6 protein-coding genes are annotated in these 16584 nt (G+C 57.3%); 3 read left to right on the top strand and 3 right to left on the bottom strand.

The genetic code is table 11. The features are described from left to right. Positions 1–3: 3 nt before the first annotated feature. The 3 genes from KQI84_02860 to KQI84_02870 all read right to left on the bottom strand — a co-directional run bounded on the left by KQI84_02860 (position 4) and on the right by KQI84_02870 (position 3525). On the bottom strand, positions 4–903 hold the full coding sequence (locus KQI84_02860; GenBank protein ID MCB2153802.1) for a carbohydrate kinase: 900 nt from the start codon (positions 901–903) through the stop codon (positions 4–6). A gap of 116 nt (positions 904–1019) precedes the next feature. Continuing rightward, positions 1020–2822, bottom strand: a complete 1803-nt coding sequence (locus KQI84_02865; protein MCB2153803.1) for a right-handed parallel beta-helix repeat-containing protein — start codon at positions 2820–2822, stop codon at positions 1020–1022. 94 nt (positions 2823–2916) lie between these two features. Beyond that, a complete protein-coding gene (locus tag KQI84_02870; GenBank protein MCB2153804.1) occupies positions 2917–3525 on the bottom strand; it encodes a prepilin-type N-terminal cleavage/methylation domain-containing protein in 609 nt (202 codons plus the stop codon). A gap of 1199 nt (positions 3526–4724) precedes the next feature. Here KQI84_02870 and KQI84_02875 point away from each other — a divergent pair. The 3 genes from KQI84_02875 to KQI84_02885 are packed head-to-tail and all read left to right on the top strand — an operon-like array spanning position 4725 to position 16582. Further along, a complete protein-coding gene (locus tag KQI84_02875) occupies positions 4725–5357 on the top strand; it encodes a hypothetical protein (protein ID MCB2153805.1) in 633 nt (210 codons plus the stop codon). After that, complete coding sequence (locus KQI84_02880; GenBank protein MCB2153806.1) at positions 5354–6106, top strand: hypothetical protein; 753 nt, start codon at positions 5354–5356, stop codon at positions 6104–6106. The genes KQI84_02875 and KQI84_02880 overlap by 4 nt, the downstream gene beginning before the upstream one ends. 33 nt (positions 6107–6139) lie before the next feature. Then, on the top strand, positions 6140–16582 hold the full coding sequence (locus KQI84_02885) for a VCBS repeat-containing protein (GenBank protein ID MCB2153807.1): 10443 nt from the start codon (positions 6140–6142) through the stop codon (positions 16580–16582). Positions 16583–16584 lie beyond the last annotated feature (2 nt).

The following is a 16584-nucleotide window of genomic DNA, read 5'->3' on the forward strand; positions in this document are numbered from 1 at the left end:
TTCTTAGACACGACAGTCCCCCTTGGATTGCTCAAGCAGTTCAGCGCTCAACTTCGGAGTCGCACCGCGCTGCGATGCCACGAAGGCTCCCGTTCGATTCGCAAGACGCAGAGCCTCCTTCGGATCGGCCATGCCCCCTTCGCTCAAGAGCGAGTGAATCATGGATGCCAGGAACGAATCTCCCGCACCAACCGCATCGGCAACCGTGACCTCGATTCCATCGGCCTCGAAGTACTCGCCCGCGTGAACCATAAACGCCCCATCGCCCCCGCGTGTCACAACGAGCGTCTCGATCTTCCACATCTCTGCCAAGCGCTCTGCCACAAGGCGAGGCGCGCCTGCGATTTCAAACCACGCCGCGAGCTCATTCAACTCGGCGACATTCATCTTCACGAAGTGCGAATGCTGCAGTCCAAACTCCACAACCTCCCGATCAGTAAAGGGCGGCCTTAGGTTTACATCGAAGATGCGATAGCGGGCAGCCCGAACTGCCTGCTGAATAGTGGCGCGCGAAATCTCCTCGCGCTGCCCAAGCGTTCCAAACACGAGTGCACGCGCGCTCCGTGTCTCTTCAAGAAGGCGTTCCGTCGCTTCAATCATATCCCATGCGCTCGGCCAAAGGATTTCGTACGTTGGTTCGCCCCCTTTGCCGACCGCCACAACCACAAATCCGGTCTCGTGCTCCGACGAAATCTGCACAAGCCCACAGGGAAACCCGACGCGTTCGAGTCGCCTCAAGACTTCCCGGCCCAACTCGTCGTTCCCCACGGCTGTCACCATCGAACTCTCGACACCGAGCTGGCGCAGATGGATCGCGACATTCAACGGCGCGCCGCCGAGGAAAAGCCCCTCCGGCAGGGCATCCCAAAGCACTTCCCCTACGCAGAGAACATCGCAAGCCACTTCGATCAACCTTCCGATTCAGATAAAACCGTCTTGGAGAAACTAAGAGGAGGCTCCTGCGTGACCATCCGCAGGAGCCCCCGGGCGGATAAAGAAGGCACTATTGCCTGAGCAGATCAATAGACCTCGTACAGTTCCCAATCGGCGATACCGGCCCAAGGAGGCTGAATCGCACCGATCGTAGTTCCATCGGATGAAGCTCCAACCGCGGGCGAGCCACTGCCAGGCGTATAATCGCCGCCGGCCGCATCCACGAAGAGCGGATCCTGGCCTTCGATGTCATTCGCGGCGGCACCCATAGAGTAAACGCCGGTATTATCCATCGGCCAACCGCCGTTCGTGTAATAGAGCGAGTAATCGCCCGACTTGATAATGTCGCCCGAGCCAGGGGAACCGAAGTCCTGCGCGACGATGCCGGAGTTGCTGCCGGCGAAGATCGTGTTGTTGACCTCTGCCGTGACGTCCTGAACCGAATTTTCGAGGCGCATGAACATTCCAGCGCAATCAAACGACGTCGACGCGAAGTCTCCCACGATGGTATTATAATTCAGCACCATGTCTGGGCCACCGCCATCCGTCGACACTGCAAGGATGCCCTTGCGATCCTCGCCCTCGATGATGTTGCCATCCATCGTTACTGCAATCTCGTGCAGGAAGTGGACCGCCGCGTCGAAGGCACCGGCAGCGCCAATATCGATCCAGTTGTCCGTCAAAGTCGCAGACGAAGCCGTCGGCGAAGAGCCCCAGCGTCCGAAAATGCGGATCGCCCCAACGCCGGCGTTGTTGCTGATTGTACAATTCTGGATCGTTGTCGAGATTTCCTCGCCACCACCATCGACCTCGATGCCGGTTCCCAGATTGCCAGAGATTGTAACGCCGTCGAATATCAAAGAGGACGAAAGACCTGCAGATGTTGGCGATGTTACGGCGCGCTTGAAGGCGGCAATGTCATTGTTCATGATCTGGCCACCGGTCATCGTGAAATCCACCGGCAGGAACATGCCAAGAGCCTCGCCCCCCGCCACCGTATTGTCGACTTCGCAGTTGGTCAGCGAAATCGTCGAAACCGGCTGGCTGTCCGTACCGCCAGCGGCCTCCAGCAGGATCGCCCGGTTTTGGTTGCCGTTGAATGTGCAGTTTGTGAACGCCAGGTTCATGGAGGACCCGGTGCCCGGCAACAGATCGACGCCCTGAGCTTCCCAATCGTTCGCGGCGCCCAGGCCATTCGAATCGAAGCTGACGCTGGCGAAGGTGCCGCTCAGCGGCCAGAATGATTGCACACCCTCATTCGTATTTCCGCTCACGCTGCTGCCCGTCCAATCGAACGTGACAGCGCTGTCGCAGAAGACGCCCTGCAAGTTATTGTCGAACGATGATCCGACGTCCGTCCAGTTCAGAATTGTGTCACCCCAGCCGCCGCAGGAAGCCCCGCGCCCACCGTTGCTATCCACATCGCAGTCCGATGTATTCAGATTCAGTGTTCCAAAGACCTGGTACACTTGAATTCCATGGCCGTCACTAACGGCGCCATTGCCCGTGATGGTCATGCTCGTCAGCGTCGTCGTCCCCGCCGCGTACAATGCAACGCCTGCAAAATCGCAGTTCTGAACGGTCAAACCCTCCAGAACCACACCATCTGCATTGATCTGTACGCCTCCAAGGCCGCTGAGGCCGCCGGTGCTCGTAATGACCGCCTGGCTGAGATTCTGGGCCTGAATAGTCAGCGCCTTGTCTACATCAACCGTATCCTGTGTGTACGAACCGTCGGCAAGCACAAGCGTGTCGCCAGCCGTTGCACCATTGATCGCAGTCTGCAGCGTCCCCGCACCGGGCGACACGTTGATCGTCGATGCACAGAGAGGCAGGCACAGAGCCAGACCGAACCCGACACCGGCGATCGTTGAAAATGTTCTCTTCATGATCTCAAGTCCTTTCGACTTCATAGGTGGAACTGCCATTCAAGGAAGTGTTGTGACGCCACTCGCAGCGTCTCGGCTCACCCGCTGGTGCGGCTTAGTCTCCGTAGAACGAAATCTTGTTGCTGGATAGAATATCCCCGCTCGATACGGTTCCATTCGTTGGATCATAGATCGATGTTGTCGAGCCGTCATCCAGGTCGACGTAATCGACCGGGGAGACCCCGATGAAGTCGCGATCCAGATCCGGCCCCAAGGCCCCGATAATATATTGGAATCCGAGCGTGCTTCGGACATTCTGCAGGGCGGGGTAAACTTCAAAGAAGCCTGGTCCCCAATACTCAAAGGTGTTCTTATCGCCATTCGGATTATTGTCGTACGATGGCGAATTGTTCTGGAATGGCGAGAAGATCACGCTCGTCATGTAGGCAATCGGAGTTGTCAGTTGAGTCCATGTGGCCACTTCGTCCACTGGGTTGTGCAACGGATGGCTCGGCATCCCGTTGATATCCAGAATGTAGGAGTTGTAATCTACCGCGTAGGCCTCGAGCCCCGTACGGAGCGAACGCATATCCGCCTTCGCACGAGAGACCTTAGAGCGCGTTTGCGCCTCAAGGAAGTTGGGCACCGCGATGGCGGCAAGAATCGCAATGATCGCCACGACGATCAGCAACTCGATCAACGTGAAGCCGCGACGTCGAATCATAATCTGTTTTCCTTTCAACCTGCCCGCTGCGGGGACATGAGTTCCGACTCTGGGATGGAGTTCCCCTTCCCCCGTCGAATGGGTGGATCGTGCGCATCTACTTTGCACGTGTCAAGAGCGAATTCGATCCGCTTCGAATCCTTCCATCAATTCTAAGCCGTCATCTCCCAGACAATCGGCCGAGAGATTCCTGTAACTTGATATTCATCAGTGATTTAAGCTCGATTATTCCTGCTGGTCTATGTGCCGCGAAGTCGGTTGGAAGCATGCCGTAGCGTATATCGAATCGTTCCACTTCGACTGCCAAGTGATCTCGTGTAGGCCGATCTCTGGAGGAGGAGATCGCGAAGAAGAAGCCCCTGGGCCCGGCTGGTGCTTCCCGGTCCTCAGACGCCATGCTCGGGGCTTGCCGTGAATGATTTGAGTAGATCTTTGCGCTTTATTTGCAGCCGCTATAGGTGAATCGCTGCCTGACTGAAGCAAGTCCGATGGATGGGATCTGCTGTCGTACTACGGATCTTCGGCATAGTATCAGAACAGCTCGATAAGTAGAACTGAGAGTTGGTCTGCTGGCCACCTTCTTCTGACACGTGTATGAATACACCCTGGTCCCATTCGGACTGCGGCAACAAGGTAGACCCTGGATTCCCAAGAGAGGCGATCCCCGTCGCCATACTTCATCGCGTTTCCTGACCCGGATCACGCTGCCAGTTCATTGTCCTGGTTCCGGATCCGTCCTACGAATTCAATGCGGCACAAAGCCAGGATTCCAGATGTATCTCCGAAGATGGAGACGAAGGGTTGTCCCGGTGCTCTGCTCTATGCACTCGGATCGATTGCGTCGTGCAAGGCGTCGCCGAGCATGTTGAAGGATACCACGGTGAGCAGGACCGGTACAGCCGGAAGGAGCAGCCATGGAAACTGAACAAGTACTCGGACGTGTTGGGCCTTTTCGAGGAGCACCCCCCAGCTGGTCATGGGCGAGCGTATGCCAAGGCTAGACAATGAACAAAAACACAGGCGCACCTGGTAAGATGGATGGTGAAACATTCATTTGTCTTGAGCATCTGAGCCAACTCTGCTCAGCCTTATCACTAGAACCCTGCGTTTTCGGATAAATGGGAGTAATCACTAAGGCCATTTGGATGGTTAACGCTCTTACGTAGTTCTTGTAGAGTGGTGTGGTAGACTCAGAGCACATGTCCAACATCCGACCACCAGGCACGACGGATGAGGAGCTCATTCGTCTCTTGCGGGGTGAGGAGACTCGCCCGCAAGGGATTCAGTTGCTTGTTACGATCCACGGACGGGAGATGGCACCGGTGCTCAAGACGACGCTGGAGCGACGCCTGGAGGTGAAGTTCACGCCGGAACAGATCGGCTACTTCCTCAGCTATGGTGCCTGGAAGGCAGCCATATCGGTTCATCAATTCGATCCCGCCAGGGGCGACTTGAGAGGGTGGTACTGGAGGATTTGCTTCCATGTGGCAGTCGACTGGTTACGGAGTGATACTGATAGATTCCTCCAAGTGGCTGATGATGAGGACAAAGGACTCTACGTACGCGGACTTATGAAGAAGACAAGCGAATCCTCGGAGGGGTCCAAACGTCGAGTGCGTCTCTTGCGCGAGGAAATCGAGGCTCTCGCTCCACTGCAAAGAGCGATCATTAGGGCCGATCTCGCGGCCGGCGGCAAGGCGTCTGCGGTGAAGTTGGCGAAGCTTCTTGGCAAGTCGCCGGAGAACATCCGTGTCTCACGACACAAAGCGCATCGGCGCATCCGAAGACGACTAGAAGAACGTTGGTCGGAAAATGAGGAGATGGAAGCGTGACCGGCGAGGAATACAGAGAGCTCTGGGAGGAAGTTTCTCCGGCACTGCGCGAGGAGTTGGGTCTGAATTGCCCATCCTGGCAGAATGCTATGGCTGATTTCGAGGCGCTGGAAGCGAACCTTCTTACCGACGAGGAACCGGAACGGATCGCGCAGGTCGCGACAGAACCCCTCGAGGAGGATGGACAGCAGGCAGCCATCGTCGCCAATTCCCCGGAGACACGGCAATTCCTGGATCGGAAAATCGATCTGACGATGTTGATCGGCGTCGCGGCTGCATCGGTGTTCTTGTGCCTCCTGATCATGGTCCCCCAGAAGTACTTGCCGGACGTGTCTGTGGTTAGCATCGCTACGGAAGGGACTATTGCGGGCGAAGATACGGGGACCTTCGCTTCATACGAGAACTTATCCATCTCTGTAGAGGAGTCGGCGGTTAATCTGACCGTCGACTATCACATCTACAATGTCGTTAATCCGCGAGAGATCGACCAGTTGATTGCGATGCTGGTGCACGAGAAGAGCAATGCGGTCGTGGCCAGCGATTTGTTTTATCACGGTATCCCGGGGTATCGCCCGGGAGAGACAGGTGCGGGAATCGCCCACTTGTCCTTCAAGAACCGGGAGCAGGGCGAGTATACGCTCTACTTGGTGAAAGTGGCAGCAGCGACAAAGGAACGGGCCATCGATCATGCCGTGAATGAACGTGGCGGATGGCCGGTGGAGGCGGCGAGGCTGAAAAAGACTCGTTAGCCGGCGCCTACTCAACACAACGGAGGCAGGACGATGAGAGCGTGCGGAGCGAAACGAAGTGGTGAGACTTTACGAATACTGACTTTCTTGTGCTTGATTGCGCCGCTGTTACCAGCGCCGCTTCTGGCTGCCGGCGCTCAGCTCAAAGTCTACGGGTACGTACGCGATAGTGGCCAACAGGGCATCGCCGGTGCCCGCGTGGAGGTCTACGCCGATCGATACGATTCCACGTACACCAAATGGACCACCACCGAGGCCAACGGCTACTACTCCGTCTACGTCGACAAGACGAGCTCGCCCCGTGTGCTGAAAGTCCGTGCGCGATACGACAATGTCGAACGGGGAGCCTACTCGGACTCCGTGTCGCCCTCCGACACACACGCCTATGTCTCTGTTTCGTTGCCAATAGAGGTTGCTGGCGCGGGCGATTTGACGATCGGAGGCCGGGTCACAGAGGAAGGAACCGGAGCCCCTATCGGTAATGTGAAGGTTGCCCTGAAGTACTATCTCGGCGGCTGGAATCCGCTGAAGACCGTATCGACGAACGCGTCTGGCGCGTACGACTTCGGGCTCCAGAAGGACCGGACCTACATGATTGTGGCCTCGAAGAACGGCTACAAGACGGAACTGGTCTGGCCGGAGGTCTCCCCAAATACGAGCAACATTGTGGATATCTCAATGGAGGCAGACGTTCCGCCGCCTCCCCCCGATGAAACCGAGTACTTCAGTCTCTCGCTGGATCGGTGGGATGGAGATAACGTGGAACTGGAACGGAACACTGTCGATTGGTGGTCCTTCTCAGTTCCAACGTATGGCCTGCTCGTCGTGAAGCTGGATTCAGATGACGGCCCGCTTTCAATCAGTGTGCATTCGTCGAAGTGGTCTCCGGAGAAATGCCGTCTGGACTTCGAGGCTCCCAATTGGGACTCCGAATTCTCCTGCAACGTCTCTGAAGCAGACTATGCAGACACCAGTCGGTACTACCTTCGAGTTACTGACATGAAGAGTGGATTGTCCGAATACAGGATCCACATCAGTCTGCAGCCGGCACAGGTCACCAATGATCTGGCTCCTTCGAAATTGGAGCTCACCCGGGAAGTCTTCCCAGCCGGCGATCCCATTGGCTTTCAGTATCGAGTCGATAACAAGGGCATGGAGAATGAAGGGGAACTGGACATACATGTCTATGCCTCGGACAATTCCAACACTGCTATTGCTGGAGACAACTTCCTTGGTTCATTCCGTCTAACCAACGGAGTGCCAGCGAATGGCAGCGTTTCTGAATCCAGGGACGTCTCCTCCTCCGGCCTTCCGGAGGGCATTGACAAGTACCTGAAGCTCAAGATCGACGCGAACTCAGAGTGGTCTGGCGATCTTGAAGACAACAACATTGTGGTTTCTTCCACGACCTTCCAGATGGATTCGCTGCTGCCACCGGAAGAAGAGCGAATCGTAGGACAACTCAAACTCCAAGGCCGATTTTCTGATATCGCAACAGCACCAAGCTACGAGTTTGTTCAAGACGGCTCTATTCATGGATATCTGGTCATGCCCGCGGGCACCGAGGTTGTGACTGGTACGGAGAAGATTTCAATCGATCCGGCTGATGCCGCCAATCTCCTCCTCCAACCGAACGGGCTGCCTGGATTCGACGAAGATGCGTGGGATATCCTCGACTTGGATGACTTGCTCACAATCGATGCGGGCTCGGGAACTGTCGACCAGTTTGCGGATCTCTCGGAAACGGTGTTTGTCCTCTATCCGACGCTTATCCTCGACCTGACAAGTCTCGAGATCCTCGCTCACGACGACCCTGGTCATGCGGGGATGATTCATGCAGGAGTTCAGGTAGCCTTCCCCCTTTCAAAGCGCGCAGCATTGGAGGCCAGTTCCGAATTGAATAAGGCTATCAGCGGACAAAGCGACCTCTTCGATCCCAGATTAGGTCATTGGACCTACCTGGAACTCGAGTCGTACTTCAACGGAGATGGATTCGAGGGTACGTTTGCAGTTGATAACAACCTGCCTGAAATCCCCAACCTGCTCGAGATGAGAAGTCTCTACGGAGGACTAAGCACCTTCGACGACCAGAAGGTCCACTTTGGCGGCAGCGCGAAGTTCCCGAAACTGCATGGCGTTACCATCACAGCGGATGTGTTCCTCATCCACTACACGACCCTGGATGGCGTAAAGATTTCGGGCGAAGTGGAACACCCGATTCCAGTTCTTCCGACCAGCATTCCAGGAGTTTATGTGGTTGCTTTCAAGGGCCTCGGACTTGGCGTTCAAGGCCTCGCCAGCAATCCTGATAACATCGCCGTCAGCGGTGATATCGGGATGACGATCGGCTTCATACAGGCCCCGATCGGGCATACGAATATCCTGGAGGCTAAGTACCCGGATACAGGTGGCACGATCTGGCTTGGAACAGGCAATTTCGAGCTTCACGGCGCGCTGCGGCTATTCTACTCTGAAGTCTCCTTCGGAGGAGAGACTGAAGTGTTGTTCGAAGGATTCGATCTCTTCAAGGCAGCCATACAGTACGACAATACGTGCCGTGTTCTTGACGGGCAGAGCGAGTTGAACCTGCTGGATATCTACATCGCCGAGGGCAAACTGCACTACGACACGAAGGCGAACTCCTTCAAGATGACGTCCGAGGGCCGGCTGGTTGCTCCGGACGATTGGTGGTTGGTGGGAGGCGAGGTACTTGGCTACACCTACGGCGAAGTCGTACAGAATCCAGAAGAGGGCTATATCTTCTGTCGTGCAAACTTTGGTGGGATCCACGTTCACTGTCGCTTCAACAGCGATGGAACATTGGAGCCGCCGGGCATTGAATTAGAGATGCCCGTCTCGCTGTGGCGCGACTTGCGCGGCACCGACGGGTCCTTCTCCAGTCGTCGTGCCGGTCCATTGAACGAGACCGTTCATATTGCTTCGGACACGCCCTATGCCGTGATCCGGTTTGTCTACTCCTCCGGCAATGCAGGGGTCACCTTAACCGACCCCGATGGCATGGTCACTGACTCCTCCGATGTCTTTGCACCAGATCACATGGGGCCAGTCGTCTATCATGAAGACAACACCGCGCCTTGGCGCATCGACTCTCCGGGTACGGACAAGCGTGAAGTCGCCTTCCTGATTTCGCCACCGGAAGGATGGGACGCGGTGAAGGAAGGCGATTACACACTGAGTGTCGCGGAGGTCTCGGGCCTGGGCGATTACGATGTGCAGTTGCTTGTCCCCAACGTCGCGCCGTCCCTAGAGATCATCGAGCCACAAAGCGATCTGTCCAATCCGGCACAGGTTAACATCACCTTCTCGGCCGACGATCCGGATGACAACGCGGATATTCGCCTCTTTTACGACGACGACTCTGAAGGATATGATGGCCAGGAAATCACGCGTGACTACCTCACCACCGGCACGCTTACTGTTGGTCTTGGAACCAATCCAATCAAGGAAGATTCGAGCAGTGGCAGCTACACTTGGAACATTGTTGATGTGGCATCCGGCACTTACTACATCTACGGCATGATAAATGACGGCAGGAATATGCCAGTCTACTCGAATTACTCCAGTGCAAGCATCAGTATTACACACCCCAGTGCGCCGAGCCCGCCAGCGGATTTTGCAGCAACAGCTCGCGAGTCCGCAATTGCGTGCGCTTGGACGGCCAGCGACACGGTTCCGACGACTAGCGTGCAGTACGTGTTGATGTACGATACGCTGCCCATCGGTTCAACTGAGCGATTCCAAAATCAGATTAACGCGGAAGATCTGACCGAGTGGGAGATCAGTAACCTGACGAACGGCCGCACGTATCGGGTAGCCGTCTGCGCGATGGATGTGGAGACCCTGGCACGCAGTCTGCCTACAGATCCTGTCGAGGTGCGGCTGCACTCTACGACCGGGAACAATGCGCCGCGAATTGTGTCTGTTCCGCTGGAACGAGGCCGCGTTGGTCTCCCATACGAGTATATCGTGCAAGCTGTCGACGACGATGGCGATGCGCTCAATTACGAACTGACCGAGTCGCCCCCCGGGGTATTCATCGATGCAGGTACGGGGCGAATTGCGTTCACGCCGGTCGATGGACATTTGGGCGCAAATCGGGTCGGCATTCTGGTGACCGATGGCAACGGCGGCAGCGACGTGCAGACCTTCTACCTGCTGGTCGACAACTGGATGGCGCGGAATGGCGCACCCCTCTTCGACACAGCGGCCGATACAACTGCTGTGATCAATGAGGAGTATGTGTACGATGCAGATGCTACGGACCCAGATGAGGATGCCGTGTTGTTTGCTCTGGGTCGCGCACCGGCGGGAATGGCGCTCGATCGCGCCGAGGGCCGATTGCAGTGGCTCGTGACAGAGAGCGACGTCGGCGATTATCCCGTGGACCTTGTCGCGTATGATGGGCGCGGCGGGGTAACGACGCAGACGTTTACACTTGAAGTCGATTATCCGGCACTGGTTGCGGACTTCTCGATCGCGCCGGATGCTGCCGAGCCTTCGCCCACCGAACGCCGTTTCCGCGCATTGCCGAACTCCGAGTACGTCACGAACTACGAGTGGGACTTTGGCGACGGCGTCACAATCAGTGGCCCCGACAAGCCCACGGTCTCACACACGTTCCGAGACTATTCCACCGGCGACTTTCCTAACAACAAGACGTTCAATGTAACGCTCACCCTGACCGGACCAAGCCGCACAGGCACGCAACAGGACAGCGTCACAGAGCCCGTCACAGTCGAGCCTCCGAGGCCGGTCGCAGGATTCACCGCCGATGTGGTTGTCGGCCAGAGCCCCCTCACCGTGCAGTTCACCGACGCGTCTCAGTGGACGACCACCGTCGTGTACGACTTTGGCGACGGTTCAACCACAACGACGCTGGCAAATCCCCAGCATACATTCTCAACGACCGACCAGTTCGGCGAGAGCTTCAACGTCACGCAAACGGCCATCGGCCCGAGCGGCTCAACGACCGTGACGCGACGCATCACCCTGCAACCTCCTGAAGGGGCGCTCGAAACGATCACCTGGCCGCGCTCGAATGGCACGTGGCCGGGTTGGCACAAGGCGACGGCTTCCGAGATCGAGGAGCCCGTGGCGAGCGACTTCACTATGGCCGCCGGCGCCTCCGGCCTATCTCTCAGTACGGCTACGGCCGGCAAAGCGATCGCCCTTTCCAAGACTTTCGACCTGTACGATGGGGCCTGGGATCTGACGTATCAGGTGCCAATGGTGAGCGAGCACGACTGGACTCTTCTCGCGCCGTCCGCATCCCCGGCTGTGCGTCAAGGCACGGCGATGTGCTACGATTCCGCCCGCGGAGAAGTAGTCCTCTTCGGCGGATGGGATGATAGCCAGATTTTCGACGACACTTGGATCTTCAAGAACGGCGAATGGACACAGAAGTTCCCCGCTACGAGTCCCTCCCCTCGAGCCGCACACGCCATGGCATTCGACAGCTCACGCGGCGTCGTCGTGCTTTACGGAGGTGCCACAGAGAAGGGGTCCAACACTCCATCCTTCGAGACGTGGGAATGGAATGGTTCCAACTGGACAATGCGGAGCCTTGCCGATCATCCGAATGCAGCGCACAGCGGGGCGATGGTGTATGACCAGTTGCGAAGCGAGTGTGTCTTCTTCGGCGGCATCGAGAAAGTGGGTGCAACTGAGTACCGCCGCAACGAAACATGGGTGTACGATGGAGTGGATTGGATCCAGAAAACTGGCCTCGCCACGAGCCCTCCGGTGCTTAAGGGAACTTCGATTGCCTATGATACATCCCGAGGCGTCACGGTGCTGTTCGGTGGAAATGAAGCAGACTTGCAGGATGTCGACCAGACGTGGGAATGGAACGGGTCAGATTGGTCGCAATCAACACCGACCGTATCTCCTTCTAAACGAACCGGTTCGGGACTAGCCTTCTCTGCAACCTTTGGCGGCGTTGTGTTGTTCGGAGGATATCAGAGTATCGACTGGGGCGTTGGCAATAGCTTCGACGACACGTGGCTTTGGGATGGGGCCGACTGGCAGCAGTTGTCGCTCAACCTCTCTCCCGATGCCCGGGTCAATCTTTCTCTCTGCCCCGATAGCGATGGGAATCTCATCCTCTTCGGCGGCTCATCTCCCGAAACGAGCACTATCTTCGGCGATACGTGGAGTCTGGGGGTTCTGGGAGCCAGCAGCACGAAGCGAGGGATGGCTCGCGCCTCGACGTCGCTGACGGATTGGTTGGTTCTTGAGGTGGAAAATGCGGCGTGGAGCAATCCTGCCCTTGCCGTCGACGAAAACTCAGGAGCTGTTTATATTCTGTCCTACAAGGAGCCTGAGGCGAACCAACTGCGCCTTCGCAAGTGGGATGGTTCGCTTTCTGAACCTGTGGATTCCCCAATTATCGCAGCAGGCGCGCGGATGATTGACTGGAATCCTGTGGATGGAAAACTCGATGTCGCCTGTGCGGAAGGACTGGCAAAGGTCAGCATGGCCGGTTGGGAGACATTCAACAGTTTCGGAGTGGGTCTTTCCGAGTACAATCTCTCTTTGGACACCGATGCTCAGGGATACCGTCACATCAGCTACCGCAACAGTGGACTATACTACTGGACTGATCGACCGGACCTCAGTGCAGCCGTGGGACTTGTGGATGGAACGGATACGCCAGGCCGCTACTCAACGATTCGATTCGATGGGTCGGCTCCGCAGATCGCCTATACCAAGTGGTCGACCGTGGGAACATACTTCGCCACCTGGAATGGGTCGTCGTGGGATGCCTCGTGGCCCTTGCCTGCAGTGAATTCAGCATCGCACAGACACGCTGGCCTGGCTTTGGATTCCGAAGGTGACCCGCACATTGTCTATCACGATTCAACTCGAGTGGTTGAAGGGTATTTGCACAAGACATCCTCTGGATGGGAGAGCAGCGATATCTACCCCGCTGAAGGACGCTACAGCAACATTGAGATCGCACCTGACGGCACGCCCTATGCCGCAGTGCGAAACAAGCTCTACCGCCGAGTCGGACCAGCTGCACCCTACACCTGGGAAGAGATTGACTTTGGCGCAACGGCCACAATGACCTGGGCCTGGGCAAATCGCCAGTACTACCGAATCTCTCCATCCGGCCGCCACTACATCGCATTCACGGATGGCGACGGCATCAAACTCGCAGTCTCAGGAATTGCCCCAGCAAATCACACAAGCTACGTGGCATTCGCTCCGGACGACTACATGCGATTGAATGTGGATGGGAGCGAAGCCACAGTCGATCGCATCTCCAGTGGCTCTGGTTCGAACAGAGCGAGTGTAACCCTGAGCAACGACTCCATCACCTCACTCACACTGCGCCACTCCGGCGGCGAGGAATTCAAACTTATGCAGGATGGCGTAGAATTGGCAAATTGGACGGATAGTTTCTCGACGGGGAGCATCACGGCAGGACTGGGAAACATGCCGTCTCTTCAAGTGAGAGACACGGCGACAGTCAACGGCGGAGATTGCATCTACTTCGCGGGGCAATCCACGTCGGACGACACGATCGCCTATGGTTCGGATCGCGTCGGCGATCATATCCCATCCTTCATCAGCGTGACCGCTGGCGAACCGTTGGAGATCACTGCAACGGGAACAGTTGATAACAACGTTGGACAGACCTCAGACCCGGACGGGCTTTGGGATGTCCAAAGCAACGCTGCCTATGAGTTGTACGGAATCAGCGCGATCACAGCTCCCACAGGTTCCCTTGTCGGACTGTTCGACAACCAGACCGAGCCGTTCTTTATTGGTTCCTCAGGCACGTTGGTTGTGCCGGATGGAGCCACGAGACTCTATCTCGGCAATCACGATGGCAGCAACTGGTCCGACAATTCAGGGAGCTTCTCGGTCACCGTATCGGACTATTCCAGTGGGGATTCCGCCAACTTCTTCTCTGCCGCTCTCACCGTTCCGAATCACTCGCCCACACTGGCCCCCCTGCCGGACGTGACCGTTCTCGCCGGCTCCAGCGATGCCTCGCTCGATTTGGACGACTATGCAGATGATGATCACACGGAAGATTCGGAACTCGCATTCTGGACTTCGCAGGGCTCCATGGTCAGCGCCCGTGTCGACTCATCTCACCGCCTGGTCGCCTCCGCGCCACTTGGGTTCGAGGGAACTGAGACGCTGTCCGTGGAAGTGAGCGACGGTGGCGGGATGAAGGACACCGGCACAGTGGTCGTCAACGTTGTGCCACCGCCGGAGACGCTATTCACAGACATCACAGGGGACTCCGGCGTCACATCAGCAGATGCCCCCTCCACGTGTGTTATTCTGACGGATGTTACGGACAATGGCGCAGTAGACCTGATGTTGTTGCCCGCCGGGCTGCGCCCCCACCTGATGGAGGGCGACGGCAATCTGATGTTTGCCGATGTCTCTCCAGGCGTTGTCGCGGCAAGCGGAACTCAACACGCAGCGATGATCGACGTGGAGAATTCGGGCGATCCATTGCTCTTCCTTCTCTATCCGAATCTCGTCCGCGCTTATCGCCGCGGTGCGAGCGGGCAATTCGATGTCGTCACCACAGCGACAATCCCCTGCTCGAACGCGAACCAGATGGCTTGGGCGGATACCGATACCGATGGCGATCTGGATCTCTACATTGCTGGCGACGGCGCCGATGCGTTCCTCCGAAACATGCTGACCGAATCAGGAGTGGTGTCTTTCGTCGATGATACCTCAACGGCCGGCCTGGGCCTGACCGATGCGACGGAGATGGCGCGCTTCGCCGACTTCGATCGAGACGGCGATGCGGATCTGTATCTCGCGGTGCGTGATGCGGCCAATGCGCTCTACGCAAACGACGGTGCGGGGCACTTCACCCTGCTTGGCGCGACCGGCACGGAGGATCCGCGCGACAGCTATGGCGTGGCCGTGGCCGATTTCGACAACGATGGCTGGCCTGACATCTTCGCGGCCAACGATGGTCGTGATTCGCTCTTCATTAACCGAGGCGATGGGACTTTCAACGACTCGACAAGTGCAATGCTCCCGGCGACGATCGCCGCCTCCCGCGGCGTCGTGGCATTCGATTACGACCACGATGGATTCGTTGACGCGTTCGTATCGATTGACGGGACCGAGAACATTCTTCTCCACAACGATGCCGGTCTGGGATTCAGCGATTCGACGGACGCAGGTGGCGTGGATGGCACCCTGAACGGACCCGGAACGGCCGCCGCTGTGGCCGATCTGGATGAAGACGGAGATCTTGACCTCGTTCAGGCGCAGGCCACTCTTCCCGCAGCCACACTCTTTCGCAACAATCTAATCGTGCCGCAAGACGACCCGCACGGAATCGACGGATGCAATTGGTTGCAAGTCGATTTGGCGGGCACTTTATCGAACGCGGAAGGAATCGGTGCGCGAGTAGAATTGTGGCAGGCAGATGCGCTGCTCCAGTCCCGAGACGTGAGTGCCGGGATTGGGTGGCGCAGCCAGCAGTCCCCCACTATTCACTTCGGCCTTGGCGAAGAGCAGTACCTCGACGAGTTGCGAGTGACGTGGCCCTCTGGCGTAGTGACGCGACGTCACGGAATCGCACCAAACCAACGCATCGAGATCGTGGAGGAGAATACGATCGACACGATCGTGATCTCTCCCGACCTCGCGATTCTCTTCCCCGGCGAGACGTTCAGCTTCGCCACCGTCGCTCACTATGCTGATGGCACGACGGAGAGTCTCGAAAGCGAGGCGCTCTACTGGGAAGCCGCTCTGCCGAGTGTCGCAGCCTTCGATGCAGTGGGGACGATGTATGCCCTTCGAGAAGGCGAGACGCAAGTCTCTGCCAATCACCAGGGCATCGCCAGCAACTCCGCCACCGTCATCGTGGCATCACTCGTTGCGCAACAGATCGACATCACCCCAGCAGCGCCCGATCGGATCGCCGCCGGCGAGCAGAAGCTATTCATGGCAACCGCAACCTACACTGACGGCAGCAGCGGAGATGTTTCCTGGCTGTGCGAATGGTCTACGAGTGACGAAGAAGTCGCGCGAATGCTCCCGGGCGGCCGAGCAGTTGCCGCTCAGCCCGGCAGCGTCGCAGTCCGGGCCACATATCAGGGCGTCTTCGACGAAGTCTCTCTCAACATTCTGAACGCGGCCGACGTTTCTCTGCTTGCCGAGCCGACATGGCAGGAACTCGACATCACGATCAATCCGGTCACAGGCCAAGTGGAAGCCTATCGTCACTATGCCGACGCCACCCCAGATGAGAACGTGACCGCAAATGTGCAATGGACGCTATCTGATCCGTTCGTGGCCTCCATTGCGGCGGATGGAACGGTGACTGCACTAGCAGCCGGGACGACAACCGCAAGCGCCTCGCTCGGGACCCTGCAGTCCGAGGGGATCGAAATCACAGTCATCGATAACGGAGGAGAGCTTTCCACAATCATCGATTGGAGAGAATATGATCGTGACTGACG

This window comes from bacterium, from assembly GCA_020444065.1.
GTDB lineage: Bacteria > Sumerlaeota > Sumerlaeia > SLMS01 > JAHLLQ01 > JAHLLQ01.

What these genes read in the sequence shown, in the direction of transcription:
- KQI84_02865 (MCB2153803.1), bottom strand. Translation starts at nt 2,822, where the DNA reads ATGAAGAGAACATTTTCAACGATCGCCGGTGTCGGGTTCGGTCTGGCT.
- KQI84_02870 (MCB2153804.1), bottom strand. Translation starts at nt 3,525, where the DNA reads ATGATTCGACGTCGCGGCTTCACGTTGATCGAGTTGCTGATCGTCGTG.
- KQI84_02875 (MCB2153805.1), top strand. Translation starts at nt 4,725, where the DNA reads ATGTCCAACATCCGACCACCAGGCACGACGGATGAGGAGCTCATTCGT.
- KQI84_02885 (MCB2153807.1), top strand. Translation starts at nt 6,140, where the DNA reads ATGAGAGCGTGCGGAGCGAAACGAAGTGGTGAGACTTTACGAATACTG.